The sequence below is a fragment of the Xanthobacter autotrophicus genome (assembly GCF_005871085.1).
In the GTDB taxonomy this organism is placed as follows: domain Bacteria; phylum Pseudomonadota; class Alphaproteobacteria; order Rhizobiales; family Xanthobacteraceae; genus Xanthobacter; species Xanthobacter autotrophicus.
Genome location: NZ_VAUP01000022.1, coordinates 21,306 through 43,836, shown reverse-complemented (window position 1 = coordinate 43,836; position 22,531 = coordinate 21,306). Strand labels below are relative to the sequence as shown.

Below are 22,531 nucleotides of genomic sequence, written 5' to 3'. Positions count from 1 at the left end.
ACCCGCATCGGCGGGCCTTAGGACGGCCCCGAAAAGGGCCGCTCCGGCGGTCGCTTGCGCTTGATCTCTTGCGTTGCAGCACGACTTGCTCTAGCAAGCGCCCCCTTCCGCATCCCGCATCCTGCACGGAGGGCCCATGACCGCCTGCGGCCTCGATTTCGGCACCTCCAACACCACGCTCGGCTTCATCGGCGCAGACGGTCCACGTCTTGCGCCCCTGGAAGGCGTGGCCGACACGCTGCCGAGCGCCATCTTCTTTCCGCGCACGGGCGAGCCCCTGGTGGGGCGCGCGGCCATGGCGGCCTATGTCTCCGGCGAGCAGGGCCGGCTGATGCGCGCCCTGAAATCGGTGCTCGGCACCGCGCTGGTGGATGAGACCACCTCTGTCGGCCGGCTGCGGCTGAGCTTCCGGGCGGTGATCGCGGCGTTTCTAGGCGCGGTGAAGGCCCGGGGCGAGGCGGCGGCCGGTGGCGGGCTCGATCAGGTGGTGCTCGGTCGGCCGGTGCATTTCGTGGATGGCGATGCGGCCGGCGACATGCGGGCGCAGGACGTGCTGGGCGCCATCGCCCGCGAGATCGGCTTTGCCGAGCTGTCGTTCCAGTTCGAGCCCATCGCGGCGAGCCTCGATTATGAGCGGCAGGTGGCGGGCGAGGAACTGGCGCTGATCGCCGACATTGGTGGCGGCACGTCGGACTTTTCCATCGTGCGCATCGCGCGCGGCCATGCCAACCAGGCCGACCGGGCGTCCGACATCCTGGCGAACGAGGGCGTGCGCGTGGGCGGCACGGATTTCGACCGGCAGCTCTCTTTGTCCATGGTCATGCCGCTGCTCGGCCACGGCAGCCCGCTGAAGCGCAAGGGCCTGTCCATGCCGGTGGGCATCTATCAGGATCTTGCCACCTGGTCCTCCATCAACCGGCTGTATGACGGCAAGACCGCCCGTTCCATCCGCGAGCTGGAGCGTGATGCCGAGCGCCCCCATCTCGTATCACGCCTCGCGCGGGCGGTGGAGGACGAACGCGGCCATAGCCTTGCCCTAGACGTGGAATCCGCAAAGATCCGCGTGGCGGAAGCGGGCGCCACCGTGCTGGATCTGGCGGTGCTGGAAGCCGGACTTTCGGTAGGCATCGCCCATGAAGACCTGGTGCGGCACACCGGCCTGCTGGCCGATCGCATCGCCGGGCGGATCTCGTCCTGCCTCGCCACGGCGGGCCTGAAGGCGGAAGATATCGACGCCCTGTTCCTCACCGGCGGCTCCACCCGCCTCAGCCACGTGCGCGCGGCCATCTGCACATGCGTGCCCCAGGCCCGGGTGATCGAGGGCGACACCTTCGGCTCCGTCGGCACCGGCCTCGCCATCGAGGCGAGCCGGCGCTACGGCTAAGGCAGGCACCGGCAGGCTTGGCCGCCGGTGCCTCGCGGTCATTCGGCCGCGATGTGCTCCGGCAGCGAAAGGCCGAAGTACTTCTTGTAGATGTCGTTGAGCTTGCCGTTGGCGAGGTTCGCCTTCACCCACTCGTCCACATAGGCCTTCAGCTCGGGATCGGTCTTGCGCAGGCCGACGGCCATGGGATAGGCGGCCATCTGCAGCTTCACCTCCAGCGTCTTGCCCGGGTTCTGCTCGGCCACCGTGTTGGCGGTGGAGAGGGCGGCGGCGAGCAGGTCCTGCTGGCCGGTGGCGAGGGCGGTGACGGCGGTGGCCTCGTCCTCGTAGCGCACGATGTTGGCCGCCACTTTCGCGTCCTTGATGGTACGCGACAGCTCGATGTCGGCGGTGGTGCCGCGGGCGACCGCGATGGACTTGCCGGCAAGGTCCGCCGGGGTCTTGATGACGGTGGCCTTGGGCGCGGAGACCACCACCGGGATTACGCCGTAGGGGATGGAATAATCCACCACCTTCTTGCGCTCGGGGGTGATGGAGAAGGAGGCGATGACCACGTCCACCTTATTGGCGAGCAGCGAGGGCACCCGGTTGGCGCCGGACACCGGAACCACCTCCAGCGCGACGCCCAGGTCCTTGGCGAGCAACTGCGCGGTCTCAACGTCGGAGCCGGTCTCCTTGGCCTTGTCATCGAGCATGCCGTAGGGCGGGTGGGACACGTCGATAGCGACGATGAGCTTGCCGCGCTGCTTGATGCCGGCGGGCGTCTCGGCGGCGGCGGGCGCAACGGCTGCGACGAGGCCGAATGCCAGCGCCATGGCGCCGATGATGGGGGTCCTGAGCATCCTGGGGTTCCTCCGGTCAGTGTTTTTGATGGCGATTAAAGGCCGCTGCCGACGAACTGGCGCAATTCGTCTGTGACGGGGTTGGCAAGCATGGCGCCGGGCCCGGTTTCCCAGACGCGGCCCTGGTGCATGAACACGACGGTGTTGGCGACCGAGCGGGCGAACGCCATTTCGTGGGTCACCAGCATCATGGTCATGCCCTCGCGGGCGAGGCGCTCGATCACTTTCAGCACTTCGCCGGTAAGCTCTGGATCGAGGGCCGAGGTGACCTCGTCGAACAGGATCAGCTTTGGCCGCATGGCCAGCGAGCGGGCAATGGCGACGCGCTGCTGCTGGCCACCGGAGAGCTGCTCGGGATAGGCCTGCGCCTTCTCGGAGAGGCCGACTTCCTCCAGCACCTCGGCGGCGATGTCGCGGGCCTCGGCCTTGCCGATGCGCCGCACCTTGCGCGGGGCAAGGGTGATGTTCTCCTCCACCGTGAGGTGGGGGAAGAGATTGTAGCTCTGGAAGACGATGCCCACGTCCTTGCGCAATTCCAGCAGGTCCACCTTGCCGGCGTGGAGCTTGCGCCCGCACACCTCCAGCTCGCCGCCATTGATCATTTCAAGGCCATTCACGCAGCGCAGTGCCGTACTCTTGCCGGAGCCCGAGCGGCCGATGAGCGCTACCACCTGCCCCGGCGCCACATCGAGGGTGATGCCCTTGAGCACCTGGAGCGCGCCGAAGTTCTTCTCGACATTCTTGAAGCGCACCAAGGGGGCGGCGGGAGAGGTCATGCGAAGGCCCTCGTGCAGATCGGCGGCGGAAAGGGTTTGGCGGGGGAGAGCAGGGCCATGGCGCGTCCTCAGCTTCGGTGCAGCCGGCGGTCGAACCGGCTCGCCAGAAGCGACATGGGAAAGCAGATGGCGAAATAGATCAGCGCCGCGATGGTGAAGACGGTGAACGGCTTGTAGGTGGCGTTATTGATCACCTTCGCCGAATAGGTGAGGTCGAAGAAGTTGATCACCACCGAATAGGAGGTGTTCTTCACGATCTGCACCAGGAAGCCCACCGTGGGCGGCACCGCGATGCGCAGCGCCTGCGGCAGGATGACGAAGATGAAGCGCTGGGTCTTGGTCAGCGCCAGGCACTCGCCCGCCTCCCACTGGGTGCGCGGCACGGCGAGGATGCAGCCCTTCCAGATCTCGCCGAGGTAGGCGCCGGAATACAGCGTCATGGCGACGCCTGCCGCCACCAGCGCCGGCACATCGAAGCCGGCGATGGAGATGCCGAAATAGACCACGAACATGATGACCGGCAGCGGAATGCCCTGCACCAGCTGCACCAGCACGCCGGACGCAAAGCGCAGCAGCCGGCTCTTGGAGGCGCGGCCGAGCGCCACCGGCAGGCCCAGCAGCGTGCCGCCGACAAAGCCGAGCAGCGACAGCACGATGGTCCAGCCGGCGCCGCGGAAGAGATAGGCGATCTGCTCGATGGTCAGGCCCAGCATGGCATCCTCACAGCGGCGTGCCGAGACGGCGAAGGCGGGGGAAGGACACGTGCGCCACGCCCATGAGTGTCAGGCGCAGCAGCGAGGCCATGGCGAGGTAGATGACGGCGATGACGAGGTAGACTTCGAAGCCGCGGAAGGTGAAGGACTGGATCATGTAGGCGACGCCGGTGAGTTCTTCCGCCGAGATCTGCGACATGATGGCAGTGGCCAGCATCATCAGCACGAACTGGCTGACGAGGGCGGGATAGACCCGCTCCACCGCCTGCGGCAGCTGCACCGACCACAGGGCCTGGGTGGGGGTGAGGGCGAGGCAGTGCGCCGCCTCGATCTGGCCCTTGGGGATGGAGCGGAAGCCCGCCCGCATGATTTCCGCCGTATAGGCGCCCACATTCACCACCAGCGCGATCACGGCGGCAGGAAACGGCCCGATCTTGGCCCCCAGCACGGCGAGGCCGAAGAACAGCCAGAACACCTGGATGATCAGCGGGGTATTGCGGATCGCTTCCACATAGAAGGTGACGGCACGCTGCACGTATGGCGGCCCGTAGAGGCGCCCCACGGCGCACAGGGTGCCGAGCACGAAGCCGGGTAGCACCGAGGCCACCGTCATGCCGAGCGTCAGCCAGACACCATTGAGGAGGTCCGGCCAATACTCATCAAGAAATGAAAAATCAAATGCATAGCCCACGGCATCAGGTCCGCTTCGCCTGAGACGAATTATTCGCGATCATGGTGATCGTGAATTCCTTCAAGTACGACGTGAATCCGTACGAACGAAGCTCGAATTCAAGGATTTCGGGCCATTGTCGTCTCCATACCCCTGATTGTTATTATATTTTTCGTTTGACTAGACCATGTCTAACATGATTGATTGATGCACGCAATGATCATTTTTAGGGAAGCGCCATGCTGACGACGTCCGCCGCATCACCCCTCATCCACCTTCATGCGTCGGATAATGTCGGGGTGGCGCGCGCGCGCATTCCGGCGGGCACCGTCGTGGTCCTTGATGGGGTGGGCGTGACGGCGCTGGCCGAAATTCCGAGCGGCCACAAGATGGCGATCGCGCCCATCCCGGCGGGATCGCGGGTGCTGAAATATGGCCAGACCATCGGCGTCGCCACCGCCGACATCGCGCCCGGAGCCCATGTCCACCTGCACAACCTCACCATGCAGGAGAGCGATGTCGCCCACCATTTCGCCGAGGACGGCCGCGCCACCGAACTTTTGCCGCAGGCTGAGCGGCGCACCTTCGAGGGCTATGTGCGGCCTGATGGCCAGGTGGGGACGCGCAACTACATCGGCATCGTCACCTCGGTGAACTGTTCGGCTACGGTGGCCCGCGCCGTTGCCGATCATTTCAACCGCGGCGGGCTGGAGGGCTTTGCCAATGTGGACGGCGTGGTCGCCCTCACCCACGGCACCGGCTGCGCCATCAACACCAAGACCGAGGGCTACGCCTATCTCACCCGCGTGCTCGGAGGCTATGCCAAGAACCCCAACTTCGCCGGCATCCTGATGATCGGTCTCGGCTGTGAGACCAACCAGATCGAGCCCATTGTCTCCCGCGAGGGGCTGGTGGAAGGTCAGCTGCTGCGCACCATGACCATCCAGGGCCTCGGCGGCACCCGCAAGACCATCGAGACCGCCAGCGGCATCATCCGCGAGATGCTGCCCATCGCCGATGCCGCCCAGCGCACCACGGTGCCCCTCACCGGCCTGAAGGTGGCGCTGCAATGCGGCGGCTCGGACGGCTATTCGGGCATCTCAGCGAACCCGGCGCTCGGCTATGCCGCCGACCTGGTGGTGAAGCACGGCGGCACGGCGGTGCTCAGCGAGACCCCGGAGATTTATGGCGCCGAGCACCTGCTCACCCGCCGCGCGGTGAGCCCTGAGGTGGCACAGAAGCTGATGGACCGGATCGACTGGTGGCGCAGCTACACCGAGCGCAACGGCGCGGAGCTGAACAACAATCCCTCCCACGGCAACAAGGCCGGCGGGCTTACCACCATCCTGGAGAAGTCGCTGGGCGCGGTGGCCAAAGGCGGCTCCATGCCGCTTGAGGCGGTCTATGAATATGCCGAGATCATCGATCGCACGGGCTTTGTGTTCATGGACACGCCCGGCTACGATCCGGTAGCGGTGACCGGCCAGGTGGCGGGGGGCTGCAACGTCGTCGTCTTCACCACCGGCCGCGGCTCGGTCTCCGGCTTCAAGCCGGCGCCCTGCATCAAGGTCGCCACCAACACCCAGATGTACCTGCACATGCACGAGGACATGGACATCAACTGCGGCGGCATCGTTACCGGCGAGGACAGCATCGCCGCCGCGGGCGAGCGCATCTTCGAGAAGATTCTCGCCGTGGCCTCGGGCGCGCATACGGCGAGCGAGGATTTCGGCTTCGGCGACAGCGAGTTCGTGCCATGGCAGATCGGCGCCGTCACCTGAGCGCGGCGCGGGCCACGGCGCCCGTGGTCGATCGCACGCCGGCCTATGCGGTCATCGCAGGCCGGCTGCGCCGCTCCATTGCGGCGGGCGCGCTGCCGGAAGGCATGGTGCTGCTGGAGGGGCCGCTCGCGGCCCTGTTCGGCTCCAGCCGCTCGCCGGTGAAGCAGGCGCTGGCCGAGCTTGAGGAGGAGGGCGTCGTCTCCCGCTTCGAGGGGCGCGGTCTCATGGTCGGCCGCGCCGCCGCCCCGCGCCGGCTGCCGGTGACGGCGGACATGCTGAAAAGCGGCGACGAGGCGGTGGAGGCCCGGAAGGGCTTCGCCTGGCAGGCGCTCTATTACGATTTCGAGCGCGAGATCATCCTGTCCTCGGTGTTCGGCCGCTTCCGCGTCAACGAGCTGGCCATCGCCCGGCATTTCGATGTGGGACGCACGGTGGCGCGCGACCTGCTCATTCATGCACGCGAGGTGGGCATCGTCTCCAAGGGCGAGAAATCCCACTGGTGGACCGTGCCGCTGGACGAGGCGCGCTTTCGCGACCTCTATGAATTGCGCATCCTGCTGGAACCGGTGGCCCTCGACAGCGCCATCGGCCAGATCCCGACGCCGCAGCTCGATGCCATCGAGCGCCGGCTGCGGGACGCCATGGACAGCTATCCCAAGGTCGAGAGCGCCGACCTCGACGTACTGGAGAACGACCTGCACATCGACTGCATCGGCCATGGGCGCAACCCGGAGATCATGGAGGCGCTGAAGCGCACCCGCTGCATCCTCGTCTCGGGCAAGCACATCCAGATGGAGCTGAAGCCCCATGGGCTGGTGGACCCTTTCATGGGCGAGCACCTCGACATCATGAAAGCGGTGCGCAAGGGCCAGCACGCGGCGGCGCGGCGGGCGCTGGTCGCCCATCTCCAGGCCTCCAGCGACAAGGCGGCCCTGCGCCTCGCCGCTTTCCGAGCCACCCATGAGCACGCGCCGCTGCCGTATATCGTCTAGGGCCGCTTCCTAAAGAGGCTGGCCGGCGGTAGCGCAATGACGGGTACCCGGCCGACCGGTGTCGAAGCGCCGCCGGCCTACCGGTTGGTCGCCAGCATCGGGCCGTAGATGATCAGGAAGCCGGCAAAGGCGGTGCCCCAGGCCGCGGCTGCGGCCCACATCAGTGCCAAGCCCCATTCGGGCCAGAGTGCCATTCCGATACGCGTGGCGAGCGCGACAGCCACCAGCAGGTAGACGGCCTGGGTGCCGCGCGAGGCCGTGAGGGCGCGTCCGCCATGGCCCAGCGTCGCGCGCGTCATCATGGCCAGCGTCATGCCGCCGACACCGCCGATGGCGAAGACGTGGATGCCCGCCGCAGCCGGCATGCGCTCTGGCGCGAGGCTATGCGTCCCGGCGCAGAGGAAGCCGATCGCGACCAGCAAAAAGGCCGCATGCAGCACGAGCACCAGCGGGTCGGGGAAGGTGCGCCATCCCCGCCAGCGCGCAAGACGCAGCAGGTTGGCGCCACTGCCCGCCACGAGCAGGACCCCCGTGCCGGCCATGTCGGGCGCCGCCACCCATGCGGCGAGGCCGAGGGCGGAGAGGACCAGTGCCGCCGTGTCCCAGCGATCGGCGGGGGCGGGCCGGCGGGCCTCGCCGCGTTTCGCCAGCCAGTTGCCGGTGAAGCTGGGCACCACCCGTCCGCCGAACAGGAGAATGAGGAACACGATCAGCGCCAGCGCCGCGCGCGCGGCATACTCCGCCGTACCGGTCACGTGCGCCTCCAGATGGAAGCCGAGGTTCACGAGCGCCAGCAGCATCAGCACTGCAACCACCTTCAGGTTTCGGGTATTGCGCCCAGCGACGATCTCGCGTGCCACCACAGCGGTGAAGACCACCAGGAACGCCACGTCGATGGCGGCCGCGACCGCCCAGCCAATCGAGCCCGACACCAGCACGGCGCAGCGCCCCAGAAGCCAGAGCAGGGCGAGGCCCCCAAGCGCCGCCCCGGCCACCGGCAGGCGCCCGGTCCAGTTGGGGATCGCGGTCAGGAGGAAGCCGGCGATGACCGCGCTGCCGTAGCCGAACAGCATCTCGTGGGCGTGCCAGTCGATGGCGGAGAAAGCCGTGGGCAGTTGAAGCGTGCCGCTGAAGACGGCCGGCCATATGGCGATGGCCGTGAGCGCGAACACGCCCGCGCCCAGGAAGAAGGGTCGGAAGCCGCGGCTGAGCAAGGCCATCCCGGTAAAGGTCCTGAAGGTTTGCGCGGTGCGCATGATGATCGCTCCTCCCTGGGCGCGTCGCCGCACCATGGGGCTACAGGAAGAACAGGCCGTGGGCACCGGCGGTGGCACCGAAAAGGGTCGCGGCGGCAAGGGCCAGCAGCACGAGGTGGATGCGCAGCGCCCGTCCCAGCACACGATCCGGCGTCGCGCGGGCGGCGGCCTCCAAGCGGCGCTTCAGCAGCGGCTCCACCACGAAGACCGCGCCCATGAAGACGAGCCAGAGCGCCACCATGGCGCCCATCCACCAGAAGGCGGCGCTGGCGAACCGGTCCCACAGATCCAGCCGCCACGTCATCCAGAAGCCGGCCAGCCCGGCGAGCGGAATGGAGATGCGCACCTGCGCCGAGAAGCGTCGCTCCACCCGCGCGAACAGCTCCGCCCCCTCAGCCCCGGCACGGCGGGCCAGGGGAAGGATCACGAGGGTGACGAAGGAGACACCGCCGATCCAGTGCACGAGGGCCAGCACGTGCAGTGCGCGGGCCAGGGTCACGTCATCCATTCAAGTGTCCTGTCTCCTGTCAGCCGCCCAGGGCCGACATGTGCCGCGCCAGAGCCGGGGTGCCATTGCGGGCGATGACGAAGTCGTGCCCGCGGGGCTTGGCGCGGATGGCGGCGGCAATGGTCGCGCGCAGGGCCGCACCGTCGGTGCCGGCGCGCAGGGGAGTCTTGAGGTCGAAGGCGTCCTCCTGCCCGAGGCAGGTGTGCAGCATCCCCGTCGCGCTCACCCGCACCCGGTTGCAGCTCTCGCAGAAGGAATGGCTCATGGGGGTGATGAAGCCCAGCCGCCAGCCAGTCTCTGCGACACGGGCGTAGCGCGCCGGCCCACCGGTGCCTTCCGTCGTGTCTGTGAGGGTCAGGCGGGTCTCGATCAGCCGGCGCAGGGCATCGAGGGGATAATATTGGTCGATGCGATCGACGCCCACGTCGCCCAGCGGCATGGTCTCAATGAAGGTGAGGTCCATGCCATGGCCATGGGCGAAATCAATGAGGTCGAACACCTCGTCCGGCGTGACGCCGGCGAGGGCCACCGCGTTGAGCTTGACCTTCAGCCCGGCCTCCAGCGCGGCCCGGATGCCGTCCATCACCACGCCCAGGCTGCCCCGGCGGGTGATGGTACGAAAGCGCGCGGCGTCGAGGGTGTCGAGGGAGACGTTCACCCGCTTCACCCCGGCGCGGGCGAGCCCCTCCGCATGGCGCGCCAGAAGCGTGCCGTTGGTGGTGAGGGTGAGTTCCTTCAGCCTGCCGGCGGCAAGATGCCGGGAGAGGCCGGCGAACAGGTCCATGACGCCCTTGCGCACCAGCGGCTCGCCGCCGGTGATGCGCAGCTTGGTGACGCCGGCCGCGATAAAGGCGGCGGCCAACAGATCCAGCTCCTCGATGGAAAGCACCTGGTCGCGCGGCAGGAAGGTCATGTCCTCCGCCATGCAATAGACGCAGCGCAGGTCGCAGCGGTCGGTCACCGACAGGCGCAGATAGGTGACGCGCCGGCCGAACAGATCGACCATGGCGCAGGAGGGCGACGAGGCTGAGGGGCCTGATGAGTGGGGCATCAGCGGGTCTCCTGCCGCGCAGCGAGGGGCGACGCTTCGGGCGCGCCGAGGCCGAACGCGCCGCAAGTGCAGCCTGCGCCGCAGGGCGCGATATCTTCCATGTCCATTTCGAGGAAGGCTGCGATGGCATGGCGGCGCGCCGCCGTCATGGGCTCCACCGGCGCCGCCATCAGCGCATCGAGGGAGGGCAGGGCGGCAAATTCGACGGATGAGGAGACGGTGGTGCCGAGATCGCGCAGCAGGCCGTCGCCGATGCCGTAGATCCAGCCGTGCACGGTCACCTCCATGCCCCGCGCCCACGCGCTCTTGAGCACCGGCGTTGCCGCAAGGCGGCGGACCTGCATCTCGATATTCAGCTCGCACATGCGGTCCAGCCGGTTGGCGGCAGATGCGTCCACGGCGACGCGATGGCGGACATAAAGCTCGACGACGGGGGCGAGCCAGTGGTCCACGAGGCCGCTTCCGCCGATGCCATCGGCATTTTCCAGTGCCCGCCGCACGCCGCCGCAGCCGTAGTGGCCACAGACGATGATGTGCCGCACCCGCAGCACCTCCACCGCGAATTCGAGCACCGCGAGCATGTTCATGTCGCTCGAATGCACCACGTTGGCGATGTTGCGGTGAACGAAAATCTCGCCCGGATCGAGCCCGACCACGTCGTTGGCGGGCACCCGGCTGTCCGAGCAGCCGATCCACAGGAAGCGCGGTGCCTGCTGCTCGGCGAGGCGGCGGAAGAACGTGGGATCCTCTGCCGTCTTCCGGCTGGCCCAGGCGAAGTTGTTGTCGAACAACTCGTCGAGGACGGTCTCAGCCCGGCCCATGGTCGTGCCCTCCGCAGCCGCCGCCTCCGCCGCACCCGCAACCTCCCTGTTCGGGAGGAGGGGCCGCATCCTGCTTCAGCGACCAGTCGATCATGGTGCGCAGGCAGGTGGCGGCGGGGTCGGAACCGCGCTCCAGCGCCGTCATGAGCGCCAGCCAGTCCTCGTCGCTCGCCCCATCGCTGAAGCGGGCGCAGGCGCCGGCGGCATAGTCCGCCGCGGTCTCCCCGAAGCGCGCGCCGGCCTTGGCCACGCGCCCCGCAAGGGTCACGTCGCCGAGGGCGAACAGGGTGTCCTGCGCAAATCGTTCGTCCTGCAATTGCCGCAGGAGTGCGCCGAGCAGCATCGCTTCCCCCTACTGCACGAGGGGCGTTGTCGCCCCTTCGAGGGCGACGCCCTGAATGTCCGCCCTGCCGGCGAGCAGGCTCAGATACTGGCGCATGGCGATATGCCAGGAGGTCACCTCCAGATGCGCCGCGATGGCTTGCTCCGCTGCCTCGAACGGCAGGTCCTCGCCGAGCATGCGCTGGGCGACCCGCACGATGTGGAAGCCGTAGCGCGTCGCCACGAGCTGCGGATGGACCGTGCCGGGGTCAATGGCCGACAGCGCGGTCTCGAATTCCGGCACCGTCTGTCCCGGGCCGATCTGGCCGAGGCTGCCCCCCACCTCGCGCGACGGGCAGGCGGAATGCGCCCGCGCCATCTCGGCGAACGCGGTTTCATCCGTCAGCAGGACGCGCAGCACCGCTTCCGCCTCGGCCCGTGCCACCGAGCGCCTGGCCTCGTCTGCCGGCGGGGCGGGGATGAGGATATGCGAAACCTCGTACAGATCGTCAGACCGGAAGGCCGCGCGGTTGCGCTCGAAATAGCGTCGGCAGGTGGCGGTGTCGGCCTTGGGTACCGTGACTTCGCGTTCGAGGAGGGCGCGGATGGTCGCCTCCTCGTCGGTTTCGCGGGTACCGTCGGCGTGGGTCGCCGGCTGGGGGACGATGTCGAGGCGCCGCGCCTCGGCAAGAAGAAGCTCCCGCACCACGAGGGCGCGGGCGGCGGCGCGCCAGGCGTCCGCCGGGGTCTTCGCCGAGTGGTTCTGGATCTCGCGGGCGATGGCGGCGCGGGGGATGACCACGCCGTCCACGCGCACTTCGTCCGGGCGATGCTGCGGGCGGGCCGCGGGGGATGTGCCGATGATTTCGGTCATGGCGCTCACTCCGCCGGACGGTTGAAGGAGCGGGGCGCGGCCGGGCGCACCGCGGCCAGCGTCCGGCCTCCCGTTGCGGGCCGGGCGGCGCTTCGGGGCAGGCGGGTGCGCACCACCTGATAGCCGGTGCGGCCGAGATACCAGACCGGGGCGCTCCACACGTGGACGAGGCGGGTGAAGGGGAAGACGAGGAAGATCGTCATGCCCAGCAGCAGGTGCGCCTTGAACACGGGGCTGACGTCCGCCACATAGGCCGCCGCCGAGGGCTGGAGGGTGAGGATGCCTTGCGCCCAGTTCATGAACTTCACCATCTCGTGCCCGTCCATGTGGTGCAGCGAGATGAAGATGGTGGAGAGCCCGAGGGTGAGCTGCACCCACAGCAGCAGCAGGATGGCGGTGTCGCCGAAGCTCGAATTGGCCCGGATGCGCGGATCGAACAGGCGGCGGTGAGCCAGCAGCGCGATGCCGACGAAGCACATGACGCCGGCGATGCCGCCCACCGTGATGGCGAGGCCCTGCTTGAAAGAATGGGAGATGCCGAGCGCATCGAACACCCAGATGGGTGTCAAAAGCCCGCCGGCATGGCCGATGAAGATCACCAGGATGCCCACGTGGAACAGGTTCGACCCCAGGCGCAGCTGCCTGCGGCGGAGCAACTGGGAGGAGCCGGTCTTCCAGGTGTATTGCTCGCGGTCGAAGCGGATCAGGCTACCGAGCAGGAATACGGTGAGGCAAAGATAGGGGTACCAGCCGAACAGGGCGGCGTTGATGGACTGGGACATGATCGTCCTCCCTCAAGCTGCGGTGTGGCGCGCGTCGCGCTGGGCGGCACGCAACTGGGTTCTGAAGCGGTCGACGGAGCACGCCCCCATGCCCTCGCCCGGCCCGAAGGTGACGGCGGTCTCCTCCCAGGCGGCGTCGAGGGCGGCAAGGTCGTCCACCGGCTCCGCTCTGGCCGGTGCCGGGGATGGGGTGGCCACCGCCCCGTCCGTCGCCAGCGTCCGCAGGGCCGAGAACACGGCCGCATAGGCAGAGCCGCGCGCGGTGAGCCGCTCCTCCAGGCTCGCGAGGATGTGGGCGATGTCGGCGATAAGGGCCTGTGCCTCGGGCAGGGGGCGGGTGGAGAGGAATTCGAGGAACAGGGGCAGGTAGTCCGGCAACTCGTTGGCGACGAGCACCAGCCCGCCCTTCTCGTAGAGTGCGGCGAGGTCGACCATGGCCTGTCCACGGTCGCGGCTTTCCCCATGCACGTGCTCGAACAGATGCAGTGACAGACGCCGCGTGCGGTCGAACAGGCCCACATAGGTTTCCTGCAGGGCGAACAGGTCGTCTTGCGCCAGCTCCTCAAGCAGTGGCACGAGGCCGGCACGCGCCGGCTCTGCCACGAGGCCCTCCAGGGCCAGCACGTCGGCGATGGCCGGCGCGGCGACCACCAGATCCTCGCCCGGATAGGCGAGGAGCGCGGAGAGGGCTTTGAAGGTCAGGTTCGGGGATGCGCTCGCCATCACTCCACCTCCATGGGGGTGCGGGCCTTCTTCGTGGAAGGACTGCCGAACAGGTTGAGATCGCTGTCGCCGCCGGAGCAGCCGTTGCCGAAGGAGAAGCCGCAGGAGCCCTTCAAATCGTAGGCGTCTTCGCTCCATTCGCGGTGGGCGGTGGGGATGACGAAGCGGTCTTCGTAATTGGCAATGGCCATCACCTGGTACATGTCGTCGATGGCCGCGCCGGTGAGGCCCACCTTGGTGGCGATGCGCTCGTCGATGCGCCCGTCCACGGTCTTGGCGCGCATGTAGGCGCGCATGGCCAACATGCGTCCCAGCGCCAGGGCCACCGGCTCCTCGTTGCCCGCCGTGAGCAGGTTGGCGAGATACTTCAATGGGATGCGCAGGGAGCGCACGTCCGGCATCTCGCCGTCGAGCCCCATCTTGCCGGAGGCGGCGGCATTCTGGATGGGGGAGAGCGGCGGCACGTACCACACCATGGGCAGGGTTCGGTATTCGGGATGGAGCGGGAACGCCACCTTCCACTCCATGGCCATTTTCCAGACGGGCGAGTGGCGCGCCGCCTCGATCCAGGCATCCGGCACGCCGTCGGCGCGGGCCTGGGCGATGACGGCGGGGTCCTTGGGATCGAGGAACAGGTCGAGCTGGGCCTGATAGAGCTTCTTTTCGTCGGCGACGCTCGCCGCCTCCTCGATGCGGTCGGCATCATAAAGCAGCACGCCGAGATAGCGGATGCGGCCGACGCAGGTCTCCGAGCAGACGGTGGGCTGGCCGGCCTCGATGCGCGGATAGCAGAAGATGCACTTCTCCGACTTTCCCGAAGACCAGTTGTAATAGATCTTCTTGTAGGGGCAGCCGGACACGCACATACGCCAGCCCCGGCACTTGTCCTGGTCGATGAGGACGATGCCGTCCTCCTCCCGCTTGTAGATGGCGCCGGAGGGGCAGGCGGCCGCGCAGGTGGGGTTCAGGCAGTGCTCGCACAGGCGCGGCAGGTACATCATGAAGGTGTTTTCGAACTGGCCGTAAATGTCGGCCTGGATGCCCTCGAAATTCGCGTCCTTCCGGCGCTTCTCGAATTCGCCGCCGAGGATCTCCTCCCAGTTCGGCCCCCATTCGATCTTCTCCATCCGCTCGCCGGAAATCAGCGAACGCGGGCGGGCGGTAGGAAACGCCTTGGATTCCTTCGCCGTGTGCAGATGCTCGTAGTCGAAGGTGAAGGGCTCGTAGTAGTCGTCGATCTCCGGCAGGTCCGGATTGGCGAAGATGTTGGCGAGGATGCGCCACTTGGCGCCCATCCTCGGCTCGATCTTGCCGTTCGCCTTGCGGCGCCAGCCGCCGTTCCACTTCTTCTGGTTCTCCCATTCACGGGGATAGCCGACGCCGGGCTTGGTCTCCACATTGTTGAACCAGGCGTATTCGACACCCTGGCGGCTGGTCCACACGTTCTTGCAGGTGACCGAGCAGGTGTGGCACCCGATGCATTTGTCGAGGTTCAGAACCATGGCGATCTGGGCACGGATCTTCATTGGGCCATCTCCTTCGCCGGGGCGGTCGAAAGGGGCTCTTCCAGCCAGTCGACCTTGTTCATCTTGCGGATGACGACAAACTCGTCGCGGTTCGATCCCACGGTGCCGTAATAGTTGAAGCCGTAGGCCAATTGGGCGTAGCCGCCGATCATGTGGGTCGGCTTCAGAACCGTGCGGGTGACCGAGTTGTGGATGCCGCCGCGGTTGCCCGTCAGCTCGGAGCCGGGCGTGTTCACGATCTTTTCCTGGGCGTGGTACATCATCATCATGCCGGGCATGACGCGTTGGGAAACCACCGCGCGGGCAGTGAGCGCGCCGTTGGCGTTGAACACCTCCACCCAGTCGTTGTCGACGATGCCGGCACTGCGCGCGTCATCCTCCGACACCCACACCACCGGGCCGCCGCGGTTCAGCGTCAGCATCAGAAGATTGTCGGTGTAGGTGGAGTGGATGCCCCATTTCTGGTGCGGGGTGATGAAGTTGAGCACGATTTCCGTGTGCCCGTTGGGCCGCGCGTCGCGGTGGCCGACAATGGTCTTCAGGTCCACCGGCGGCTTCCAGGTGACGAGACCTTCGCCGAAGGCCCGCATCCAGAGATGGTCCTGGTAGAGCTGCTGGCGGCCGGAGAGGGTGCGCCACGGGATCAGCTCGTGCACGTTGGTGTAGCCGGCGCTGTAGCAGACCGTCTCGCTCTCGATGCCCGACCAGGTGGGCGAGGAGATGATCTTGCGCGGCTGGGCCTGCACGTCGCGGAAGCGGATTTTCTCGTCCTCCTTCGCCCGCGCCAGGTGGGCATGCTCACGCCCGGTGGCCTTGGAGAGGGCGTCCCACGCCTTCACCGCCACCTCGCCGTTGGTTTCCGGCGCCAGCATGAGGATGACCTCGGTGGCGTCGATGTCGGTCTCGATCTTCGGCAGGCCCTTGGCCGGCCCGTCGCGGTGCACGCCGTTGAGGGCGCGCAGCGCATCCACCTCGTGCCCGGTCTTCCAGGCGATGCCCTTGCCGCCGTTGCCGATGCTTTCCATCAGCGGGCCCAGCGCCGTGAAGCGGGCGTAAGTTGCGGGATAGTCGCGCGTCACCACGGTGACCTGGGGCATGGTCTTGCCGGGGATCGGCTCCACCTCGCCCGTCTTCCAGTCCTTCACGTCGAGGGCCTGCGCCAGCTCGCCCGCGCTGTCATGCAGGATAGGGGTGAGGACGGTGTCCTCCTCCACGCCCAGCACCTCGGGAGCAACCTGCGAGAAGGCCTTGGCGATGCCCTTGTAGATGTCCCAGTCGGAGCGGGCTTCCCACGCCGGGTCCACCGCCGCCGACAGCGGATGGATGAAGGGATGCATGTCCGAGGTGTTGAGGTCGTTCTTCTCGTACCAGGTGGCGGTGGGCAGCACGATGTCCGAGTAGACGCAGGTGGTGGACATGCGGAAGTCCAGCGTCACCAGGAGGTCGAGTTTTCCCTTCGGCGCCTCCTCGTGCCAGACGACTTCCTTGGTGCGCACGGCGCCTTCCGCGCCCAGATCCTTGCCCATGACGCCGTTCTGGGTGCCCAGCAGGTGCTTCAGGAAGTATTCGTGCCCCTTGCCGGAGGAGCCGAGCAGGTTGGAGCGCCAGATGAACAGGTTGCGTGGCCAGTTGGCCTCATGGTCCGGGTCGTGGCAGGACAGCTCCAGCTCGCCGGACTTGAGGGAGGAGGCCACATAGTCCTTCACCTCCCGGCCCGCGGCCTTCGCCCGGCGGGCGATGTCCAGCGGGTTCTGCTTGAGCTGGGGCGCGGAGGGCAGCCAGCCCATGCGCTCGGCCTTCACATTGTAGTCGATGAAGGTCTGGTCCCAGTCGCCCTCCGGCGCGGTGGGCGAGAGGATCTCGCCGGCGGTCAGTGTCTCGTAGCGCCACTGGTCCGTGTGGGCGTACCAGAAAGAGGTGGCGTTCTGCTGGCGCGGCGGGCGGCTCCAGTCGAGGCCGAAGGCCAAAGGCTGCCAGCCGGTCTGCGGGCGCAGCTTCTCCTGCCCCACATAATGCGACCAGCCGCCGCCTGACTGGCCGACGCAACCGCAGAACACCAGGAGGTTGATCACCCCCCGGTAGCTCATGTCCATGTGGTACCAGTGGTTCATGGCCGCGCCGATGATCACCATGGAGCGGCCGTTGGTCTTCTCAGCATTGGTGGCGAACTCGCGCGCCACGGTGACGATGGCCTCGCGCTTCACGCCGGTGATGCGCTCCGCCCAGGCGGGGGTGAAGGGCACGTCGTCGTCATAGGTGGTGGCGATGTGATCGCCACCGAAGCCGCGGTCGAGGCCGTAGTTCGCCATCATCAGGTCGTAGACGGTGGCGACCTTCATCTGGCTTCCGTCCGCGGCCATGAGGGTGCGCACCGGCACGTTGCGGGTGAGGATCTCGCCGTGCTGGGTGGCGACGAAATGCTCGGTCGCCCGCCCGCCGAAATAGGGGAAGTCCACAGCCTCCACCTCACCGCCGTCACCGGCGAGGGTGAGCTTCAGGCGGATGTCGCGGCCCTGCCCGTCCTTTTCCTCCAGGTTCCACTTGGCCGCTTCGCCCCAGCGATGGCCGATGGAGCCGAGCGGCGCCACGAGGTCGCCGGAGGCCTCGTCCAGCGCCACCGTCTTCCATTCGGGATTGTTGGTCTCGCCCAGCGCCCCGGGCAGGTCGGAGGCGCGCAGCATGCGCTCGGGCACCAGGTGGCCGTTGCGCTCCACGAGGCGCACCAGGAACGGCATGTCGGAGTAACGCCGCAAGTAATCGTCAAAATAAGGCACCTGCCGGTCGAGGTGGTATTCCTTCAGGATCACATGGCCCATGGCCAGCGCCAGCGCGGCGTCGGTGCCCTGCTTGGGGTTCAGCCAGATGTCGGCGAATTTGGTGGCCTCGGCATAATCGGGCGAGACCACGGCGCTCTTGGTGCCCTTGTAGCGCACCTCGGTGTAGAAATGAGCGTCCGGCGTGCGGGTCTGCGGCACGTTGGAGCCCCACACGATGATGAAGCCGGCATTGTACCAGTCGGCGCTCTCCGGCACGTCGGTCTGCTCGCCCCAGGTCTGGGGCGAGGCCGGCGGCAGGTCGCAATACCAGTCGTAGAACGACAGGCACACGCCGCCGATGAGCGAGAGATAGCGCGCGCCCGCCGCATAGGAGACCATGGACATGGCCGGGATGGGCGAGAAGCCCGCCACCCGGTCCGGCCCGTGCTTGCGCACGGTGTAGGCGTTGGCGGCGCCGATCAGTTCGTTCACCTCGTCCCAGGTGGAGCGCACCAGGCCGCCATGGCCGCGGATGGAGGTGTAGGAGGCGCGCGCCTCGGGATTCTCGACGATGGAGGCCCAGGCCGCCACCGGCGGCAGCTTCGCCCGCGCCGCGCGCCACAGCTTTAGCAGCCGGCCGCGGATCATCGGATATTTCACCCGCGCGCCGGAATACAGGTACCAGCTGTAGGAGGCGCCGCGGGCGCAGCCGCGCGGCTCGTGGTTGGGCAGGTCGGGCCGCGTGCGCGGATAGTCCGTCTGCTGGGTTTCCCAAGTGACGATGCCGCCCTTCACGTAGATCTTCCACGAGCAGGAGCCGGTGCAGTTCACCCCGTGGGTGGAGCGCACGATCTTGTCGTGCTGCCAGCGCTTCCGGTAGCCGTCCTCCCACGAGCGGTCCTCGTGGGTGAGGATGCCGTGGCCGTCGGAGAAGGTCTGCGTCTCGCGGCGGAAGAAGGTGAGACGGTCGAGGAAATGGGACATGTGCTTCCTGCCTCCCGTTACGCGGCCGTGGCCGGACGGTGGGTGGGGCGCGGGGTGTTCCCGCGCTCGATGTCATGGAGAAGGCCGCCCTTGCGGGTGTAGACGGCGAAGGTGATGAGCAGGCAGCTCACATAGAAGCCGAGGAAGGCCCACAGCGCCGCTTCGGGACCGCCCGTGAGGGCGATGGAGGTGCCGTAGCCCTTGGGGATGAAGAAGGCCCCAAAGGCGGCGATGGCCGAGGTGAAGCCGGTGATGGCGGCGGCTTCCTTCTCGGCCTGCCGGCGGCGCGTCTCGGCGTCGGCGGCAGGCATCAGGCGATCCATCTCCTTCGCCATGATGGCGGGGATCATCTGGAAGGTGGAGGCATTGCCCACGCCGGTGGCGAAGAACAGCACCAGGAAGCAGCCGAAGAAGGCCCAGAACGCCCAGGGCTCGGTGCGCATGCCGATGGACCACAGCACGCCGGAGACACCCGCCATCATCAGCACGAACACATAGATGGTGACGCGCCCGCCGCCGTAGCGGTCCGCGAGCCAGCCCGTGCCGGAGCGCGCCAGAGCGCCGACGAGGGGACCGAGGAAGGCATATTTGAGGGCGTTCACCTCCGGGAAGAGGATGTTGGTGAGCAGCGGAAACCCCGCCGAATAGCCGATGAACGAGCCGAAGGTGCCGGTGTAGAGCCAGCACATGATCCAGTTGTGCCTGCGCTGGAAGATCACCGCCTGCTCGCGGAACGAGGCCTTCGCGGAGGCGATGTCGTTCATGCCGAACCAGGCCGCGAAAGCGGACAGGACGATGAAGGGCACGAAGATGAAGCCGGCGTTCTGCAGCCACATGGGGGCGGGCCCGCCCGCCGCCTTCACCATGGCCGGATCGCCGCCGAACGCGCCGAAGATGCCCGTGGTGATGACGAGGGGAACCACGAACTGCACCACGCTGACCCCGAGGTTGCCGAGGCCGGCATTGAGCGCCAACGCGTTGCCCTTCTCCGCCTTCGGGAAGAAGAAGGAGATGTTGGCCATGGAAGAGGCGAAGTTGCCGCCACCGAAGCCGCACAGCAGCGCCAGGATCAGCAGCACCACATAGGGCGTATCCGGGTTCTGCACCGCATAGCCGATGCCCACCGCCGGGATGATCAGCGACCAGGTGGTGAGCGTCGTCCACAGCCGCCCGCCGAAGATGGGGACCATGAAGGAATAGAAGATGCGCAGCGTCGCCCCGGTGAGGCCCGGCAAAGCGGCGAGCCAGAACAGCTCGTCGGTGGTGAATTTGAAGCCCACCAGCGGCAGCTTGGCCACCACCACCGACCACACCTGCCAGATGGCGAAGGACAACAGCAGCGCCGGGATGGAGAGCCACAGGTTGCGCCGGGCGATGGCGCGACCGGTGGAGGCCCAGAAGCCCGGGTCCTCCGGCCGCCAGTCGGTGAGGATGGCACCCTTGACCTGTGCCGGGGCGGCGACGGAGGCAGGCATACCCTGCATTTCCGGTAGCTGGGGCAGCGTCTCCAGCGTCTGGCTCGTGGCCTCCCGCTCCATCTGACGGATGGCGAAGTGCATCCACGCGAGGGCGCCCGTGGCGAGGACGAACAGCAGCATGAAGCAGCTGGTCCACAGCCCGGTCAGGTCGTTGAGCACGCCGAACATAAGGGGCAGGACGAAGCCGCCGAGGCCGCCGATCATGCCCACGAGGCCGCCCACCGCGCCCACATTGTTCGGGTAGTAGACCGGGATGTGCTTGTAGACGGCGGCCTTGCCCAGGGCCATGAAGAAGCCAAGGATGAAGATGGTGATGGTGAAGCCCACCACCCCCATCTGCATGTGGAAGGCCATGGGGCCATGGATACCCTGCACCACATAGTCGGTGGGCGGATAGGACAGGACGAAGGTGGCCGCCACCGAGACCAGGAAGGTCCAGTACATCACCCGTCGCGCGCCATAGACATCGGAGAGGTGGCCGCCATAGGCGCGGAACAGGCTGGCCGGCACCGAGAAGGCGGCGGCGATCATGCCCGCGCTCTTGATGTCGAGGCCGTAGACCTTCACCAGATACTGGGGCAGCCACAGCGCCAGCGCGACGAAGGCGCCGAAGACGAAGAAGTAATACAGCGAGAACCGCCACACCTGAATATTCTTGAGCGGCTCCAGCTCCAGCCACGCGCTCTTCGGCCGGATGCCGAGGCGGCGGCGCTCCAAGAGAACCGGATCGTCCTTGGTGGTGAGGAAGAAGACGACGGCCATCACCACCAGCGCCGCCGCCCACACCTGCGCCACCATCTGCCAGCCAAAGGCGACGAGGACGAAGGGGGCGAGGAACTTGGTGACCGCCGCGCCCACGTTGCCGGCGCCGAAGATGCCAAGCGCCGTGCCCTGCTTCTGCGGCGGATACCAGCGCGAGACATAGGCGACGCCCACCGCGAACGATCCGCCCGCGATGCCGACGCCGAGGGCAGCGATGAGGAATTGCGGGTAGGTGGTGGCGTAGGTCAGCAGGAAGGTTGCGACCGCCGCCGCGAGCATGGTCAGGGTGAAGACGATGCGTCCGCCATAGAGGTCGGTCCAGATGCCCAGCGCCACGCGGATGAGCGAGCCCGTGAGGATGGGCGTGCCCACCAGGAGGCCGAACTGCGTGTCCGAAAGCCCCAGGTCCTGGCGGATGCGGATGCCGATGATGGAGAAGATCGTCCACACCGCAAAGCATACGGTGAAGGCGACGGTGCTCATGGCGAGGGAGGTCCGCTGGTCGGCGGCGCTCACCTCTCGAATGGGTTGCATGGCCTGATCTCGCCTGTTGCAAGGGCACGGCTTCGTCGTGCGCCGCGCAAACTCCTTCAAGCGGGTCGTGCGAGATTTGACTTATATCAGTAATGACGTGTCATTGGATGAATTTTTGAAGACTTTAAGCGATGTATCGGCGTGGCTTGAATAAGGTTTGATTTAAATTTTACATTCTTATTTCAGTCAATTGACATTTATCAAGTCAGAGCTTCATATGGGCTCATTCGCTCCGATCGAGGGACGCATGAGGCCCGAAGACGCCGCCGCCATTCGCGATCTGCCACTGTTTTCCGATGCGCAGGAGGAGACCTTCGGCGATCTTGTGCGCGCGGGTTTCCTGCAGCGGTTTCCGCCGGGGGTCGTTCTCATCAATGAGCGTGACCCGGCGGACTTCCTGCACGTGGTGGTGGAAGGGCTCGTGGAGATGTTCGCGACCGGATCCGGGCGCGACACCACCATCAGCATCGTGCGGCCGGTGGGCACTTTCATCCTGGCCGCCGTGCTCAATGATCAGGTCTATCTTCAGTCCGCGCGCACCCTTGAGAAGTCACAGGTTCTCATGATCCCGGCCGAAAGGGTACGTGTCGCCCTCGGGACCGACCCGGCCTTCGCGCGTGCCGTTGTCACGGAGCTTGCCCGTGGCTATCGGCGCGCGATCAAGGAGGTGAAAAACCAGAAGCTGCGCACCGGTGCAGAGCGGCTCGCCAACTGGCTGCTGAAGGAGGACGTGGCACAGGGGGCCTCGGGGGTGGTCAACCTCGGCTTTGAGAAGCGCGTCCTGTCCTCCCTTCTGGGCATGACGCCGGAGAATCTGTCCCGGGCCTTTTCAACGCTCCGGGAGCACGGCGTCACGATCCACGGTGCGCAGATGCGGCTGACCGACAGGCAGGCTCTGGAGCGCCTCGCGCAACCAGATCCCCTGATTGATTCCGACGAATAACGGAAAAGCAGGCCGAACTCCCTCCGCCTCCCGCATCTGTTCGATGAGAGGATG

At 67.0% G+C, this 22,531-nt stretch carries 18 protein-coding genes and 1 pseudogene; 4 read left to right on the top strand and 15 right to left on the bottom strand.

Annotated elements, in window-relative coordinates:
* Positions 1 to 136: 136 nt before the first annotated feature.
* Positions 137 to 1,384: an Hsp70 family protein gene (locus FBQ73_RS09040; RefSeq protein WP_138399169.1), complete on the top strand. Its 1,248-nt coding sequence runs from the start codon at positions 137 to 139 to the stop codon at positions 1,382 to 1,384.
* A gap of 38 nt (positions 1,385 to 1,422) precedes the next feature.
* Here the strand turns inward: FBQ73_RS09040 and FBQ73_RS09035 are convergent, their stop codons facing one another.
* The 4 genes from FBQ73_RS09035 to FBQ73_RS09020 form a co-directional block, all read right to left on the bottom strand.
* The gene (locus tag FBQ73_RS09035) at positions 1,423 to 2,226 is read right to left on the bottom strand and encodes a transporter substrate-binding domain-containing protein (protein WP_138399168.1); all 804 of its coding nucleotides are present in this window, start codon (positions 2,224 to 2,226) and stop codon (positions 1,423 to 1,425) included.
* 35 nt (positions 2,227 to 2,261) lie between these two features.
* The gene (locus FBQ73_RS09030; RefSeq protein WP_138399167.1) at positions 2,262 to 3,002 is read right to left on the bottom strand and encodes an amino acid ABC transporter ATP-binding protein; all 741 of its coding nucleotides are present in this window, start codon (positions 3,000 to 3,002) and stop codon (positions 2,262 to 2,264) included.
* Positions 3,003 to 3,070: 68 nt separating this feature from the next.
* Positions 3,071 to 3,715 carry an amino acid ABC transporter permease gene (locus FBQ73_RS09025; RefSeq protein ID WP_138399166.1) on the bottom strand — a complete coding sequence of 215 codons (645 nt, stop codon included), beginning with the start codon at positions 3,713 to 3,715 and terminating at the stop codon, positions 3,071 to 3,073.
* Between the two features lie 7 nt (positions 3,716 to 3,722).
* Positions 3,723 to 4,406, bottom strand: a complete 684-nt coding sequence (locus FBQ73_RS09020) for an amino acid ABC transporter permease (protein WP_138399165.1) — start codon at positions 4,404 to 4,406, stop codon at positions 3,723 to 3,725.
* A 218-nt stretch (positions 4,407 to 4,624) separates the two neighbouring features.
* Here FBQ73_RS09020 and FBQ73_RS09015 point away from each other — a divergent pair, with 218 nt between their 5' ends.
* Positions 4,625 to 6,166 carry a UxaA family hydrolase gene (locus FBQ73_RS09015; RefSeq protein WP_138399164.1) on the top strand — a complete coding sequence of 514 codons (1,542 nt, stop codon included), beginning with the start codon at positions 4,625 to 4,627 and terminating at the stop codon, positions 6,164 to 6,166.
* On the top strand, positions 6,142 to 7,158 hold the full coding sequence (locus FBQ73_RS09010) for a GntR family transcriptional regulator (protein ID WP_138399163.1): 1,017 nt from the start codon (positions 6,142 to 6,144) through the stop codon (positions 7,156 to 7,158). The genes FBQ73_RS09015 and FBQ73_RS09010 overlap by 25 nt, the downstream gene beginning before the upstream one ends.
* A gap of 77 nt (positions 7,159 to 7,235) precedes the next feature.
* On the opposite strand, the gene FBQ73_RS09005 is transcribed toward FBQ73_RS09010, so the two are convergent.
* The 11 genes and pseudogenes from FBQ73_RS09005 to FBQ73_RS08955 all read right to left on the bottom strand — a co-directional run bounded on the left by FBQ73_RS09005 (position 7,236) and on the right by FBQ73_RS08955 (position 21,534).
* Complete coding sequence (locus FBQ73_RS09005; RefSeq protein WP_138399162.1) at positions 7,236 to 8,414, bottom strand: NnrS family protein; 1,179 nt, start codon at positions 8,412 to 8,414, stop codon at positions 7,236 to 7,238.
* Positions 8,415 to 8,454: 40 nt separating this feature from the next.
* Positions 8,455 to 8,922, bottom strand: coding sequence for a hypothetical protein (locus FBQ73_RS09000; protein WP_138399161.1), 468 nt, complete (start codon positions 8,920 to 8,922; stop codon positions 8,455 to 8,457).
* 19 nt (positions 8,923 to 8,941) lie between these two features.
* Positions 8,942 to 9,973, bottom strand: coding sequence for a GTP 3',8-cyclase MoaA (moaA, locus tag FBQ73_RS08995; RefSeq protein ID WP_138399160.1), 1,032 nt, complete (start codon positions 9,971 to 9,973; stop codon positions 8,942 to 8,944).
* 182 nt (positions 9,974 to 10,155) lie between these two features.
* Positions 10,156 to 10,794: pseudogene (locus tag FBQ73_RS08990) on the bottom strand (carbonic anhydrase); the annotation flags it as partial.
* Entirely contained in the window at positions 10,781 to 11,137 is a 357-nt protein-coding gene (locus FBQ73_RS08985) for a hypothetical protein (RefSeq protein WP_138399158.1), read from the bottom strand. The pseudogene FBQ73_RS08990 and the gene FBQ73_RS08985, both read right to left, overlap by 14 nt.
* A gap of 9 nt (positions 11,138 to 11,146) precedes the next feature.
* Positions 11,147 to 11,989, bottom strand: a complete 843-nt coding sequence (locus FBQ73_RS08980) for a peptidylprolyl isomerase (RefSeq protein WP_138399157.1) — start codon at positions 11,987 to 11,989, stop codon at positions 11,147 to 11,149.
* A 5-nt stretch (positions 11,990 to 11,994) separates the two neighbouring features.
* Entirely contained in the window at positions 11,995 to 12,771 is a 777-nt protein-coding gene (gene narI / locus FBQ73_RS08975) for a respiratory nitrate reductase subunit gamma (protein WP_138399156.1), read from the bottom strand.
* Between the two features lie 12 nt (positions 12,772 to 12,783).
* The gene (gene narJ / locus FBQ73_RS08970) at positions 12,784 to 13,494 is read right to left on the bottom strand and encodes a nitrate reductase molybdenum cofactor assembly chaperone (RefSeq protein ID WP_138399155.1); all 711 of its coding nucleotides are present in this window, start codon (positions 13,492 to 13,494) and stop codon (positions 12,784 to 12,786) included.
* Complete coding sequence (gene narH / locus FBQ73_RS08965) at positions 13,494 to 15,020, bottom strand: nitrate reductase subunit beta (RefSeq protein ID WP_138399154.1); 1,527 nt, start codon at positions 15,018 to 15,020, stop codon at positions 13,494 to 13,496. Before narH ends, narJ begins: the two co-directional genes overlap by 1 nt.
* The gene (locus FBQ73_RS08960) at positions 15,017 to 18,760 is read right to left on the bottom strand and encodes a nitrate reductase subunit alpha (protein ID WP_138399153.1); all 3,744 of its coding nucleotides are present in this window, start codon (positions 18,758 to 18,760) and stop codon (positions 15,017 to 15,019) included. Before FBQ73_RS08960 ends, narH begins: the two co-directional genes overlap by 4 nt.
* Positions 18,761 to 18,777: 17 nt before the next feature.
* Complete coding sequence (locus FBQ73_RS08955; protein ID WP_138399152.1) at positions 18,778 to 21,534, bottom strand: nitrate/nitrite transporter; 2,757 nt, start codon at positions 21,532 to 21,534, stop codon at positions 18,778 to 18,780.
* 247 nt (positions 21,535 to 21,781) lie between these two features.
* On the opposite strand from FBQ73_RS08955, the gene FBQ73_RS08950 reads away from it, so the two are divergent.
* A complete protein-coding gene (locus FBQ73_RS08950) occupies positions 21,782 to 22,477 on the top strand; it encodes a cyclic nucleotide-binding domain-containing protein (protein ID WP_138399151.1) in 696 nt (231 codons plus the stop codon).
* Positions 22,478 to 22,531: the final 54 nt, after the last annotated feature.